The sequence below is a fragment of the Arthrobacter sp. SW1 genome (assembly GCF_001766675.1).
In the GTDB taxonomy this organism is placed as follows: domain Bacteria; phylum Actinomycetota; class Actinomycetes; order Actinomycetales; family Micrococcaceae; genus Arthrobacter.
Genome location: NZ_MJLT01000023.1, coordinates 1 through 13473 on the forward strand (window position 1 = coordinate 1; position 13473 = coordinate 13473).

Annotated in this window: 11 protein-coding genes; 9 read left to right on the top strand and 2 right to left on the bottom strand. The window is 66.1% G+C overall.

Annotated features, from left to right (window positions below):
- Nucleotides 1-60 precede the first annotated feature (60 nt).
- Complete coding sequence (locus tag BIU82_RS10030; protein WP_070349329.1) at nt 61-2085, bottom strand: M3 family metallopeptidase; 2025 nt, start codon at nt 2083-2085, stop codon at nt 61-63.
- Nucleotides 2086-2177: 92 nt separating this feature from the next.
- On the opposite strand from BIU82_RS10030, the gene BIU82_RS10035 reads away from it, so the two are divergent.
- On the top strand, nt 2178-3272 hold the full coding sequence (locus tag BIU82_RS10035) for an FAD-dependent monooxygenase (RefSeq protein WP_070349330.1): 1095 nt from the start codon (nt 2178-2180) through the stop codon (nt 3270-3272).
- Nucleotides 3273-3276: 4 nt separating this feature from the next.
- Here the strand turns inward: BIU82_RS10035 and asnB are convergent, their stop codons facing one another.
- Entirely contained in the window at nt 3277-5952 is a 2676-nt protein-coding gene (gene asnB / locus BIU82_RS10040) for an asparagine synthase (glutamine-hydrolyzing) (RefSeq protein WP_070349331.1), read from the bottom strand.
- 108 nt (nt 5953-6060) lie between these two features.
- On the opposite strand from asnB, the gene pdxT reads away from it, so the two are divergent.
- From pdxT to secF, 8 genes are all read left to right on the top strand, one after another.
- A complete protein-coding gene (gene pdxT / locus BIU82_RS10045) occupies nt 6061-6741 on the top strand; it encodes a pyridoxal 5'-phosphate synthase glutaminase subunit PdxT (protein ID WP_253182743.1) in 681 nt (226 codons plus the stop codon).
- A gap of 4 nt (nt 6742-6745) precedes the next feature.
- A complete protein-coding gene (locus BIU82_RS10050; protein ID WP_070349333.1) occupies nt 6746-7501 on the top strand; it encodes a YebC/PmpR family DNA-binding transcriptional regulator in 756 nt (251 codons plus the stop codon).
- Between the two features lie 43 nt (nt 7502-7544).
- The gene (ruvC, locus tag BIU82_RS10055; protein WP_070349334.1) at nt 7545-8123 is read left to right on the top strand and encodes a crossover junction endodeoxyribonuclease RuvC; all 579 of its coding nucleotides are present in this window, start codon (nt 7545-7547) and stop codon (nt 8121-8123) included.
- Between the two features lie 61 nt (nt 8124-8184).
- Entirely contained in the window at nt 8185-8832 is a 648-nt protein-coding gene (gene ruvA / locus BIU82_RS10060) for a Holliday junction branch migration protein RuvA (protein WP_070349335.1), read from the top strand.
- Nucleotides 8825-9901 carry a Holliday junction branch migration DNA helicase RuvB gene (gene ruvB / locus BIU82_RS10065; protein ID WP_070349336.1) on the top strand — a complete coding sequence of 359 codons (1077 nt, stop codon included), beginning with the start codon at nt 8825-8827 and terminating at the stop codon, nt 9899-9901. Before ruvA ends, ruvB begins: the two co-directional genes overlap by 8 nt.
- Nucleotides 9902-10086: 185 nt before the next feature.
- Entirely contained in the window at nt 10087-10482 is a 396-nt protein-coding gene (gene yajC, locus BIU82_RS10070) for a preprotein translocase subunit YajC (protein ID WP_070349337.1), read from the top strand.
- 106 nt (nt 10483-10588) lie between these two features.
- Entirely contained in the window at nt 10589-12361 is a 1773-nt protein-coding gene (gene secD / locus BIU82_RS10075) for a protein translocase subunit SecD (protein ID WP_070349338.1), read from the top strand.
- Complete coding sequence (gene secF / locus BIU82_RS10080; RefSeq protein WP_070349339.1) at nt 12361-13374, top strand: protein translocase subunit SecF; 1014 nt, start codon at nt 12361-12363, stop codon at nt 13372-13374. Before secD ends, secF begins: the two co-directional genes overlap by 1 nt.
- The last annotated feature ends 99 nt before the right edge of the window (nt 13375-13473 follow it).

A 13473-nucleotide genomic window follows, 5' to 3' on the forward strand; every position in this document is an offset into this window, starting at 1 on the left:
CCGCCGCCGTCGTTTGGTGGTTGAGCTTGTCGAAACCCCGTCGACCCGGCAAGCGGCGTGTTACTCGAGGCCGCGGCGCTTGAGGAGGGGCTCCAGTTCGGCGTCGCGTCCCCGGAAGGCGCGGAAGGATTCCAAGGGATCCCGGCTGTTTCCGCGCGAGAGCAGCTCCGCCCGGAAGGTATCGCCGTTGGCCCGGGTGAGGCCGCCGTTTTCCTTGAACCATTCCACCGTGTCGGCGTCCAGGACTTCGCTCCAGATGTAGGAGTAGTACCCGGCCGCGTAACCGTCGCCGGCGAAGATGTGCTGGAAGTATCCCGTGCGGTACCGGGGCGGGATCAGTGCGTGGGCCACTCCTGCTGAGGCCAAGGCTTTGGCCTCGAAGTCGAGGACGTCCTCCGGAAGGGAAGCGTCGTCCAGGACGTGCCAGGCGAGGTCCAGCAGCGCGGCGCCGAGATATTCCGTGGTGGCGAAGCCTTCGCCCCACAGCCGTGATTCCTCCAGACGGGCGACCGTCTCCTTCGGAAGCGGTTCGCGGGTGCGGTAGTGCCGCGCGTAGTTGGCCAGGACCTCAGGCCACATGATCCACATTTCGTTGACCTGCGAAGGGTACTCCACGAAGTCGCGGGGGACTTCGGGGCCCGAGAACCGCGGGTACGTGACGTTGGACAGCAGGCCGTGCAGCGCGTGGCCGAACTCGTGGAACACGGTGCGTACTTCGTCGAGGGTCAGGAGCGTGGCTTCCCCGGCCGGCGGCTTGGAGACGTTCAAGGTGTTGTAGACCACCGGCCTGGTCCCGAGCAGGGCCGACTGCGCCACGAGTGAGTCCATCCACGCACCGCCCCGTTTGGTGTCGCGCGTGTAGTAGTCGCCAAGGAACAGGCCCAGCCCGCTGCCGTCGGCGTCGAAGACTTCCCACACGCGCACATCCGGGTGGAAACCCTGGAGGTCGGTGCGCTCCTGGAACGTCAGGCCGTACAGCTTGTTCGCCGCGAAGAACACGCCGTCAACCAGGACCCGGTCCAATTCGAAATAGGGCCGCAGGGCCTGCTCGTCCACCTCGTAACGCTCGCGCCGCACTTTCGCCGAGTAGAACGCCCAGTCCCAGGCCTCCAGCGGGTGGCCGGCACTTTCGGCGAGGGCGGCAGCCTCGGTGTCGGCGTTCCGGACCGCGGCCGGAGCCAGCCGGTTCAGCATGCTCTGGACGGCCGCGAAGTCCGGCGCGGTCTGGCGTTCCACCACGAGCTCCGCGTAGTTCGCGAAGCCGAGGAGGGCAGCCTTCCCGGCCCGGAGGCGCGCCATCGACAGCACCAGGTCCCGCACGTCCAGCGGACCGCCGTCGGTGCCGCGGGCCACGGAGGCCTCGTAAAGGCGCCGCCGCAGTTCCCGGCTTTCCAGGGAAGCCATGGCCGCCTGGTTGCTTGGCTGGATCAGGGTGAGCAGGTATTTCCCGTCGTGCCCCGCTGCGCGGGCGGCTTCGGCGGCGCTGGCGACGTCGTCCGCAGGAAGCCCGGCGAGCTCCGCGGCGTCTTCCACGAGAATTGCAGCTGCCTTCATGGACTCCTTGGTGCGCTGCCCGAACTCGGTGCCCAGCCGGGACAACTCGGCGTTAAGAGCGCGCAGCTGGTCCTGGCCTGCGGCGTCGAGCTGGATGCCGGCCTGCCGGAACTCCCGCAGGTACTCCTCAACCAGGCGGCGGGACTCAGCGTCGAGGCCGGAGGCGTCGATCGCGGCAAAGCGCTCGTACAGGGCTTTGTTGAGGTAGACAGCGTCGTGGTGTGCAGAGAGCTTGGGGGTCAGCTCCGTTTCGAGCTGGCGGATGGCGTCCGTGGCGTGGGCCGAGACCAGGGTGTAGAAGGAAGCAGCGGCGCGCCCCAGCAACTGGCCCGAGCGTTCCATGGCCTCCGCCGTGTTCGCGAAGTCCGCTGGCGCGGGATCAGCAACGATGGCCTCGATCTCGGCGAGATGCTCCGCCAGTCCGGCGTCAATGGCCTCTGCGTAGTGCTTGTCCTCGATCGCCGCGAAGGGCGGCAACTGGTAAGGAAGGCTGCTTGGTTCGAACAACGGGTTGCTGCTGGAAGTCGTCATGAAGCAACACTTTCACGAGTGAGGCGTGGCTCACAAGCCTGCCGTGCCAATGCGAGAATTGGCCCGGTAATCGAAGCGATGAGGGGGCAGCGATGAAGGTTGCGGTGATCGGCGGCGGAATTGTCGGGCTTGCCGCGGCGGCAGGGCTCGCGCGGGCGGGCGCCGCCGTCGAGGTCTTCGAACGGAGCCCGCGGGAGGCGGCTCCCGGAGCCGGAATCTCGCTGTTCCCGAATTCCCGGAAGGCCATGAAGGAATTGGGCCTGCTCGAGGCTTATGACCGGCTGCCGCACGGACCGGCCGCCTCCACCCGGACCGCCATGCGGCGCCCCGACGGTTCCATCGCCCTGTCCTTCCCGTCCTGGGCCCGGCCCGGTGTGCGGATGTTCCACCGGGCCGCGCTGCGGGGCTTCCTGCTGGAAGCCTGCCGCAGTATCCCTATCCACTGGGGTACTTCCGTACGCGTGCTCGACGACGGCGGTGCGGACCGTGCCGCCGTCCTCGCCGCCCCGGACGGCAGCCGCAGTTCCTGGGACCTCGTGGTGGCCGCCGACGGTTTGCGCAGCGCCACGCGCGGATTCCTGGGAATGGACCCGGGCCTGCGCTACGCGGGGTATACGGCCTGGCGCGGCGTGACGAACGCGCCTGCCGACACCGCGGGCACCGCCGGCGAGGACTGGGGGAGCGGGCAGCGTTTCGGCACGGTTCCCCTGGCGGACGGCCGGGTGTACTGGTTCGCCGTGGCCAGCCGTCCTGAAGGCCACAGCGCCGGCTCCACGGGCTTCGCCTCTGAAAAGGATGCGGCGGCGCATGAATTCGCCGCGTGGTATCCGCAGGCGCGTGCCCTGATCGCCGGTACGTCCGAAAGCGAGGTGCTCCGGCACGATCTGTACCACCTCGCCACGCCGCTCCAGGCGTTCCACCGCGGGCGCGTCGCCCTCGCCGGCGACGCCGCGCACGCCATGACACCGGATCTTGGGCAGGGCGCGGGATGCGGCCTGGAAGACGCAGCGGCGCTGACCGCATTGCTGCGGTCAGCGCCGGAAGGGGACGTCGACGTCGTCGGGCTGCTGGGGCGGTACTCCCGCCTGAGGACGCCCAAAGCGGCCAGGCTGCTCCGCGCCTCCCGGCTGATGGGCCGGCTGGCGCAGCGGCGGCGGCCACGCTGGGACCGCTTCAGGCCCGCGTGAAGCCTTAGCCCTGCTTGAAGACGAGCGACATCGGGGTCGCCTGGGCGCCCTGGCCCTGCGGGTTGTCCTTGAAGATCGCCTGGATGGTGTCCTTGGGCAGGTCGGTGTCATGGCCCATGGCCACCACGCCGAGGTCGTTGGCGTCCATGATCGAGGTGCCCGCGAAGTTCGCGGCGTATTCGGCCGGAACCTGTTCACGGACCAGCGCGCTGATCCGGCGGGCAACCGCTTCCGGATCCTTCGGGGCCAGCTTCACCGAGTTCGCGGACGAACCGAGGCTATAGGGCGTGGCGCCGTCGATCGCGTTGATGTTGTGGCCCACGACGTCGTAGAACACGCCGCTCTTGCCCTGCAGCTTGCCGACGACGCTCGCGGCGGCCGCCTTCACGATCAGCGGCAGGCCGACCTCGTTGATGGCGATCTGCATCGACCACGGGCTGCCCAGGCCGATGCCAGCGGGCGTCCGCTTGACGAACTTGCTCAGGATGCGGGCCGCCGGGGTGACCTTGATTTCCCAGACGGGGAAGGAACGGCCCTGGGTGATGGCGACGATCTTTTCGCTCACCAGCAGGTACCACGAGGTGGAGGCGACGGCCTTGCGGGTCGCCTCGTCCGCCGTCTCCAGGCCGTCGAAGAAGCGCTTCACGTAGGACAGGACTTCCGGATCGAGATCCGTTTCGCGGGTGAAGACGCCGGTCTGCAGCGGGTAGCGGCGGAAGGTGTCGCCGCCCACGGATTCGGGAACCGTGATGTCCAGTTCCTTGCCGGGGTTCGGCTCGTAGTCGCTCTTGTTTTCCTTCACGTCCGCGGGCGTTTCGTTGTTGTCGATGAACTCGCGGAACCACAGCTCGACGTTCAGCAGGCGCCAGAAGATCATGGTGTCGGCGTCGTTCTTGTCGTTGAGGTATTCCTCGAACGCCGTCAGCACGGCCTCGCGGTTCCAGTACGGACGCTCGGCGAAGGAGTTGGACATGAACACCTTGTACAGGCGCTCCTTCATCAGCTTGAACCACTCCGCCTCCGGGGTGGTGAAGCCGATCTTGTTGCGGCGGTTGCTGATCTTCTCCGGCAGCAGGCCGCGCGTGGCGTCACGCAGGATGCGCTTGTTCCAGCCGCCCTTGATGATCGCTTCATCGGAGAGGCTGAAGAGGAACTTGACCACTTCCTTGTCCAGGAACGGCACGCGGCCCTCCAGGGAGAAACGCATGGTGTTCTTGTCCTCGTAGCGCAGCAGGGAAGGCAGCGACTTGTGGAAGAGGTCGTCGATCAGGCGCATCTTCATGTTGTCCGGGATGTTGCCGAAGCTTTCGCCCTTGTACTTGCCGGTGAAGCCCTTGCTCAGCAGGGAGGACATGGCCACTGTCTTCTTCGCGGTCAGCATGCCCTGGAGGCGGAAGCGGCCCAAGCGGTAGAAGATGTCCAGAGAGGACGTGGCTTCCTTGAAGAACGTCTTGTAGTCGCCTTTGGCCTTGAGCTGGCGCAGGTAGGCGAAGTAGTAGGGGATGTAGCCGGCCATCATCTCGTCGGCGCCCTGGCCGTCCAGGAGCACGGTGACGTGCTTGGACGCTTCCTTCATGACGCAATACTGCGCGTAGGGGCCCGAGGAGATGATGGGCTCCTCCATGGTGCGCACGAAGTCCTCCAGGTCGGCGGCGAAGCCTTCCGGCGTGGGGAGGATCTTGTGGGCCTGGATGTTGCCGCTGCACTTGGCGATCGCGGCATCGGCATAGTGCTCTTCGTCGTTGATCGAGTTCGGGAACACCGCGCTGAAGGTGTTCTGCTTCGCGCCGAGGGAATCGGTGGCTTCCGCCTTTTCCTGCATCAGTTTGTTGATCGTGACGACCACGGCGGAGGAGTCGAGCCCGCCGGACAACGCGGAGCCCAGGGGAACCTCGGACTTCAGGCGCATCCGGATGGCCTCGGTGAAGCGCTGCCGGTACTCCTCGGTGACTTCCGGGGTGTAGGGCCGGTTGACCTTGGAAAGTTCCTCGAGCTCTTCGCGGAGCCGGGTGAAGGCGGTGATGCTGTACTTCCCGGTGGCGTTGTCGATGGTCATCATCTCGCCGGGCAGCAACTTGGAGACGCCGTCGAAGAAAGTCTCGGCCGAGTCGTCGTGGATCCGGTACTGCAGGTAGCGGTACAGGATGCGTTCGTTGGGCTTGCGCTCGATCTTGCCGCTCTGCAACAGGGGCTTGATTTCGGAGGCGAACAGGATCTTCGGGGCATCCTGCGTGCCCGCGTTGGCCCAGTAGACGGGCTTGATGCCGAAGTGGTCGCGGGCCAGGACCGTGACGTTCTTCTTCTTGTCCAGGATGGCCAGGCCGAACATGCCGTTGAAGCGGTCGAAGGCCTCGATGCCCCACTGTTCGTAGGACTGGAGGACTACCTCGGTATCGGACTGGGTGCGGAAGCTGCGGCCCAGGCCTTCCAGTTCCGCACGCAGTTCAAGGTAGTTGTAGACCTCGCCGTTGTAGACGAGGACCGTGTCGCCATCGGCGCTGACCATCGGTTCCTGGCCGTGCGCGACGTCGATGATGGACAGCCGGCGGTGTGCCAGGCCCACGTTGCCTTCGGTGAAGTAGCCCTCGCCGTCGGGGCCGCGGTGCTCAATGCAGTCGTTCATGACCTTCAGCAGAGCTTCGTCTTCCCCAAAACCGTGGTAACCGGCGATTCCGCACATAGTGCCTACCTCTTCAATCGTCCTCTGAATCCTTGTCCATGCTACTTGCTGAGCGTCCACCGCCTTTCCGGGCGCGGTCCGCGCGCCCTCCACCCCTAGAATGTTCTGGTGAACAATCCACTGACTTCCTCGCCGCTGGTCGGCGTGCTCGCGCTGCAGGGCGACGTGCGCGAACACCTCCATGCCCTTGAAGCCGTGGGGGCACGCGCCGTCGGCGTCCGCCGCCCGTCGGAACTGGCCGCCGTCGACGGCCTGGTGATTCCCGGCGGGGAATCGACCACCATCGACAAACTGGCACGCATCTTCGAACTTGCCGAGCCCATCAAGGAGCGGATCGCCGCCGGCATGCCCGTATACGGCTCCTGCGCAGGCATGATCCTGCTGGCAAACGAGATCGCCGATCCCGCCAAGGACCTGGCCGGCAACCCCCAGCAGAGCTTCGGCGGACTGGACATCACCGTGCGCCGCAACGCCTTCGGCCGGCAGCGCGAATCCTTCGAAACCGACCTTGATTTCAAGGGCCTGGACTTCAGCGCGGGGGAGGCCGGCGTGGAGCCGGTGCACGCCGTGTTCATCCGTGGCCCATGGGTGGAACGCGTGGGGCCGGAGGTCGAAATCCTGGCCCAGGTGGAGCCGGACAAGGCACGGCACACGGACACTTTGCATGGGTTGGCTAGAATTGTTGCCGTGCGCTCCGGCCAGTTGCTGGCCACCTCCTTCCACCCGGAAGTGACGGGCGAGAAGCGCATCCACGAACTTTTCATTCGAATGATCAGAGGAGAAGCGTAAGAGCATGTCAGGCCACTCCAAATGGGCGACCACCAAGCACAAGAAAGCCGTCATTGACGCAAAGCGTGCAAAGTCGTTCGCCAAGCTGATCAAGAACATCGAAGTCGCAGCCCGCATGGGCGGCCCGGACCTCGCCGGCAACCCGGGCCTGGAACTGGCTGTCACCAAGGCCAAGAAGACCTCGGTCCCCAACGACAACATCGACCGCGCCATCAAGCGCGGTGCCGGCCTCACCGGCGAGGTCGTCGACTACACCGAGATCATGTACGAAGCCCGCGGTCCGCAGGGCTCGGCGCTGCTCATCGAATGTCTGACCGACAACAAGAACCGCGCAGCCTCCGAAGTGCGCCTGGCGATTTCCCGCAACGGCGGCACCATTGCCGACCCCGGTTCCGTGAGCTACCTCTTCACCCGCAAGGGCGTGGTCAGCCTGCCGAAGAACGGCCTGAGCGAAGACGACATCCTCATGGCCGTGCTCGAAGCCGGCGCCGAGGAAGTCAAGGACAGCGGCGAGAACTGGGAAATCCACTCCGAGCCCGGCGACCTGCAGGCCATCCGCGACGCGCTGACGGAAGCCGGCATCGAGTACGAAAGCGACGAAGCCGAATTCGTGCCGTCCATGGAGGTCCAGCTCGACCTCGACGGTGCCAAGAAGTTCATGAAGCTCGTCGACGCCCTCGAGGACCTGGACGACGTCCAGAACGTCTACACCAACGCCGACATGAGCGAAGACGTACAGGCTGCGCTCGACGCCGAATAGGCCCGCAGCTCACAACACCACAGCACCAGGAAAGGCCCGGATCTTGACTCTTCGCGTATTGGGAGTCGATCCGGGCCTTACCCGTTGCGGCATCGGCGTCGTCGACGTCGAACGGAACCGGCGCGCCACCATGGTCGCCGTCGGAGTGGTGGGGACTTCGCCGGAGGAGACCCTCGACAAGCGCCTCCTCGTCATCGCCGAAGCGATCGACGAATGGCTTGACCTGCACAAGCCGGACGTCATGGCGGTGGAGCGCGTGTTCTCGCAGCTCAACGTCAGCACGGTGATGGGCGTCGCCCAGGCGTCCGGCGTCGTCATTGCTGCCGCCGCGCGCCGCGGGATCCCGGTGGCGCTGCACACGCCGTCGGAAGTCAAGGCCGCCGTGACCGGCAGCGGCGGCTCCAACAAGGACGCTGTCACCAAGCTCATCACCAAGATCCTGCGGCTGGATGCGCCGCCCAAGCCCGCCGACGCCGCCGATGCGCTTGCGCTGGCCGTCACCCATGCCTGGCGTGCGGGCAGCGGGGCCGCCGTCGCGACCACCGGCCCGGGAAGCAATTCCCTGACGCCGGCACAGCGGGCGTGGGCCGAAGCCGAGGCCAAGGCGCGCCGCGGACGCTGATTGTCCGATGCCCTTGCTAGGGTATTCGTAGATATGTTCGGATAGGCAGTAGGAGCCGGCTTTGATCAGTTTTCTTCGCGGAACGGTGGCGCACGTGGGTCTGTCCACGGCGGTCATCGACCTTAACGGCGCCGGCATGAGCGTGTTCGCCACCCCGCAGACCCTGAGCCGCCTGCATGTCGGCGAGGAAGCCCAGCTGTTCACCTCGCTGATCGTCCGCGAAGACTCCCTGACGCTTTTCGGCTTTGCCGACGACGACGAACGCGAAGTTTTCGAGGTCCTGCTCAGTGTCAGCGGGGTCGGGCCGCGCCTCGCCCTGGCGGTCCTTGCCGTCCATGATCCCGAGACGATTCGGGTTGCCGCGCACAGCGGCGACGGCAAAGCGTTCACGAAGGTCCCCGGCATCGGACCCAAGGTTGCCGGCCGGATCGTCCTGGAGCTGACAGGCAAGCTTGTTCCGCATGGCACCGGCGGAACCGCACCGTCGCCTGCGGCCGTGTCCGAAGCGGACTGGAAGCCACAGGTGGTTGCCGCGATGACCAGCCTTGGCTGGTCGGAAAAGGACGCCGGCGGAAGCATCGACAAAGCCATGGCCGACTCCCCGGAACTTGCCGAGGCGGGCAACGTGGCACAGATCCTGCGCGCCACCCTCCGCTGGCTTGGCCAGGACGGCGCGCGCGCAGGAAACAGGGTAGGCAGCCGTGGCTGAACCCTCACTGGTCGCGGGCGGGGAGGAACCGGAAGAGCGCGTCATCGAGGCCGCCCTCCGGCCGAAGAACCTGCACGACTTCGTGGGCCAGCACCGGGTGCGCAAGCAGTTGGCGCTGGTGCTTGAAGCATCACGCCTTCGCGGACGCAGCGCGGATCACGTGCTGCTTTCCGGACCTCCGGGGCTCGGCAAGACCACGCTGTCCATGATCATCGCCGCGGAAATGAATGTGCCCCTGCGGATCAGCAGCGGCCCCGCCATCCAGCATGCCGGCGACCTCGCCGCGATCCTCTCATCGCTGTCCGAGGGCGAGGTGCTGTTCTTGGACGAGATCCACCGCATGTCCCGGCCTGCCGAAGAGATGCTCTACATGGCCATGGAAGATTTCCGTGTGGACATCGTGGTGGGCAAGGGGGCCGGTGCCACCGCCATTCCCTTGGAGCTGCCGCCGTTCACCCTGGTGGGCGCCACCACCCGCGCCGGCCTGCTGCCCGGACCGTTGCGCGACCGCTTCGGTTTCACCGGGCATCTGGAGTTCTACACCGTCGAAGAACTCGAACTGGTGCTGCGCCGTTCGGCCGGGCTGCTCGACCTGAAAGTGAACTCTGCGGGCTTCCGCGAGATCGCGGGTCGTTCGCGGGGAACGCCCCGTATCGCCAACCGCTTGCTGCGCCGCGTGCGGGACTGGGCCCTGGTGCACGGCGTCGAGCAGATCGACGCTCGGTCTGCCTCGGCCGCCCTTGACATGTACGAAGTCGACCAACGTGGGCTCGACCGCCTGGACCGCTCCGTCCTCGACGCCCTGATCACCAAGTTCAACGGCGGGCCCGTGGGTCTTTCCACCCTCGCCATCGCCGTCGGCGAAGAGCCGGAAACCGTGGAAACAGTCGCCGAACCGTTCCTGGTGCGGGAAGGACTCCTGGGCCGCACGCCACGCGGCCGCATCGCCCTGGCCCCGGCCTGGACCCACCTCGGCTACGCGGTCCCCGCCGGCGTATTCGGCCAGGACCCGCTGGACCTGTTCAACGAGGATGACAACACGGAGCAGCGCATCGAGTCCGGGTTGTAACCCTGCGCCCGGCTTTTCCCCCTAGACTGGTATGACGCTCGGCACGTTCGGGCCCATGGAGCCATGCCCGCCGACTGGCGGTGCAGTTCCGGTTGGTCGGGGGATTTCTCCGCTGCCGGTTCCACCGGGGAACGATGCCGTGAACCTCAACGTATGCAAAGAAATGGAACTTCCCCGTGGATGTAATGAACATTCTGCTGTTTGTCCTTCTCGGCGTCTTCATCTTCATGATGTTCCGCCGCAACAAGAAGGCCCAGCAGCAGCAGGCCGAGCTGCAGGCCAAGTTTGCTCCCGGCGTGGACGTGATGACCAGCTTCGGCCTCTTCGGCCGGATCGTTTCGATCGACGAAGCTGAAAACAAGGTCGTCCTTGAACTGTCCCCCGGAAACCTCGCCACCGTGCACCGCCAGGCCGTCACCAAGGTCGTGGACGCCCCGGTGGCCGCAGAGGCCGCCGTCGAGGTTCCGGATGACGCGTCCTCCCTCGGGAACGCGCCGCAGGCCGGCTCCACGGTGGACCCGAACGAAACCCCGGAAGAGTCCATCAAGCGGCTCAACGGCGAAGACAAGAAGGACAACTAGTCCTGCGCCTTTCCAAGGCGGACACGTTCCCTAGGCAATGAGCTGCCGCCGGCTGCGCTTACAAGCGACGGCCGGCGGTAGTTCCGTCACAACAGGAAGATCAAACATGGCACGAACCGGCCGCAAGAACCCAGCCCGCAGGGTGCTGATCTGGCTTGTCGCAATATTCGCCGCATTGACCGCCGTCCTTGGCGGCGGCGTCATCGCGGGCCAGGCCAGCTGGGCTCCGAAGCTCGCCCTGGACCTCGAAGGCGGCACCCAGATGATCCTGGCGCCCAAGGTCGAGGGCACATCGGAAATCAACGAGGACCAACTGAACCAGGCCGTGGCGATCATCCGCCAGCGCGTCGACGGTTCCGGCGTCGCCGAAGCTGAAATCAGCACGCAGTCCGGCCGGAACGTCGTGGTCAGCCTGCCGGGTACCCCGTCCAAGGAAACCCGTGCCTTGATCCAGGCCTCGGCGGACATGAACTTCCGCCCGGTCATTGCTGCGACGGACGGCGCACCCGTGCCGCCGGAAAGCCGCACCAAGGACGCAAACCTGCCCAAGCCGACGGCCAAGCCGAAGGATGCCAGCGACATCAACTGGGTCACCGCCGATGTCTACAAGGCCTTCGAAGCCCTTGACTGCGTCAACCCGGCCCAGGACAAGCAGGAACGTTCCGACCCCACCAAGCCGCTGGTCACTTGTGAACCGGCCACCGACGTGAGCCCTGCCATCAAGTACATCCTTGGCCCGGTGGAAGTGAAGGGCCAGGACATCACGTCCTCGTCCTTCGGTCCCGTCCAGGGCGCGCAGGGTTCGGTCACCAACGACTGGGCCGTGAACATCACGTTCAATGAGTCCGCCACCAAGACCTTCCGCGCCGTCACCGAGCGCCTCAACCAGTTCTACCTGGCCTCGCAGTCGCAGGGCGGCAACGATCCCAAGGCCCAGTTCGCCATCGTCCTGGACGACCAGGTGATCTCCGCGCCGCGCTCCCTCGCCGTTATCACCGACGGCCGTCCGCAGATCACGGGCAACTTCACCGAAGAAAGCGCCAAGGCCCTTGCAGACCAGCTGCGCTACGGTGCCCTGCCCATCAGTTTCGACATCCAATCCGAAGAGCAGATCTCGGCAACCCTCGGTGGCGAACAGCTCCGCCTCGGGCTGCTGGCCGGCGTCATCGGCCTGCTCCTGGTGGTGGTCTACTCCCTGTTCCAGTACCGGGCGCTCGGCTTCGTCACCATCGCTTCCCTCGTGGTCGCCGGCGGCCTGACATACCTGGCCATCGCGATCCTCGGCTGGACCGAAAACTACCGCCTGTCGCTGGCAGGCGTTGCCGGCCTCATCGTCGCCATCGGCCAGACCGCGGACTCCTTCATCGTGTACTTCGAACGCATCCGCGACGAACTGCGCGAAGGCAAGGGCCTCGTGTCCGCCGTCGAAAACGGCTGGAAGCGCGCCAAGCGCACCGTCCTGGCCTCGAAGGCCGTCAACCTGCTCGCCGCGCTGGTCCTGTATTTCGTGGCAGTGGGCAACGTCCGCGGCTTCGCCTTCACCCTCGGCCTCACGGCGCTGGCCGACCTCCTGGTGGTCTTCATGTTCACGCACCCCACCCTGCAGCTGCTGGCCCGCACCAAGTTCTTCGGTGAAGGCCACCGCTTCTCCGGCCTGGACCCCGAACGCCTCGGAGCCGTGCCGCTGTACCGCGGCGCCGGGCGCCTCCGCACACCCACGGAGAAGCCCGCCGTGGTCCGCCCGCGCAACACCGGCGCAGTTGCGGAAGCCGAACGCCGCATGACCATCGCCGAACGCCGGCTCGCAGAGAAGCAGGGCGAGTTGTCCGGAACGTCGAACGGCAGCGGAACGTCCGCCGGATCCAAGGAAGGCAAGTAATGAGCAGCAGCTTCGCACGCTTCGGCAATGAGCTCTACACCGGCAAGCGGTCCTACGATTTCGTCGGCACCAAGAAGATCTGGTTCCTGATCGCCGCTGTCCTGATGGCCGTGTCGATCCTCCTGCCGGTGGCCAAGGGCGGTTTCAACCTCGGCATCGAGTTCCGCGGCGGTTCCGAATTCACGGTTTCGAACGTCAAGACCACCGATGCCTCGCTCGGCGAAAAGGCCGTGCACGACGTCGTCCCCGGCGCTGTGCCCCGCGTGGCGAACGTCGCCGGCGACACCATGCGGATCCAGACGGACAAGCTCAGCGACGACGAAACCCTCCGCATCAAGGAAGGTCTCACCTCGGCCTACGGCGTTACCGACAACGAGGTCACCTCGACCTTCATCGGTCCCACCTGGGGCCAGGACGTCACCCGCCAGGCCCTGATCGGCCTCGTGGTCTTCGTGGGCCTCGCTGCGGTGCTGATGGCGCTGTACTTCCGCACGTGGAAGATGTCCGTCTCCGCGCTGGTGGGCATGGTGGTTACCATGCTCATCACCGCCGGCGTGTATTCGGCCAGTGACTTCGAGGTGACCCCGTCCGCGATCATCGGCTTCCTCACCGTGCTGAGCTACTCGCTCTACGACACCGTGGTGGTGTTCGACAAGATCCGTGAGAACACGGCGGACATCGGCACCTCCACCCGGCGGACCTTCTCCGGCGAGGTGAACCTCGCGGTCAACCAGACGCTGGTGCGCTCGATCAACACCATGATGGTCGCTGTGCTGCCGGTTGCCGCGATCCTGTTCATCGGTGCAGGCCTGCTCGGCGCAGGCACGCTCCGCGACCTGTCGCTGGCGCTTTTCGTCGGCATCCTGATCGGCACGGCGGCGACGATCTTCATTGCCGCTCCGCTGTACGCCTGGTTGCGCCAGGGCGAGCCGGAACTGGTCAAGCAGGCCCGGAAGGTTGCCTCCCGCCACTCGGCAGGAAACGCGTCCGACGGCGAGCCCGTCACCGCCTGACCGCCGCACCAAGCACAGGGCCGGCCACCGCATCCGGCGGTGGCCGGCCCTGTGCTTTACGGCCTGTCCGCAAAGAGAGCGTTGCCGCCTGCGGCGACG

What these genes read in the sequence shown, in the direction of transcription:
- yajC (WP_070349337.1), top strand. Translation starts at nt 10,087, where the DNA reads ATGAACATTCTGCTGTTTGTCCTTCTCGGCGTCTTCATCTTCATGATG.
- BIU82_RS10030 (WP_070349329.1), bottom strand. Translation starts at nt 2,085, where the DNA reads ATGACGACTTCCAGCAGCAACCCGTTGTTCGAACCAAGCAGCCTTCCT.
- secF (WP_070349339.1), top strand. Translation starts at nt 12,361, where the DNA reads ATGAGCAGCAGCTTCGCACGCTTCGGCAATGAGCTCTACACCGGCAAG.
- BIU82_RS10035 (WP_070349330.1), top strand. Translation starts at nt 2,178, where the DNA reads ATGAAGGTTGCGGTGATCGGCGGCGGAATTGTCGGGCTTGCCGCGGCG.
- asnB (WP_070349331.1), bottom strand. Translation starts at nt 5,952, where the DNA reads ATGTGCGGAATCGCCGGTTACCACGGTTTTGGGGAAGACGAAGCTCTG.
- BIU82_RS10050 (WP_070349333.1), top strand. Translation starts at nt 6,746, where the DNA reads ATGTCAGGCCACTCCAAATGGGCGACCACCAAGCACAAGAAAGCCGTC.
- secD (WP_070349338.1), top strand. Translation starts at nt 10,589, where the DNA reads ATGGCACGAACCGGCCGCAAGAACCCAGCCCGCAGGGTGCTGATCTGG.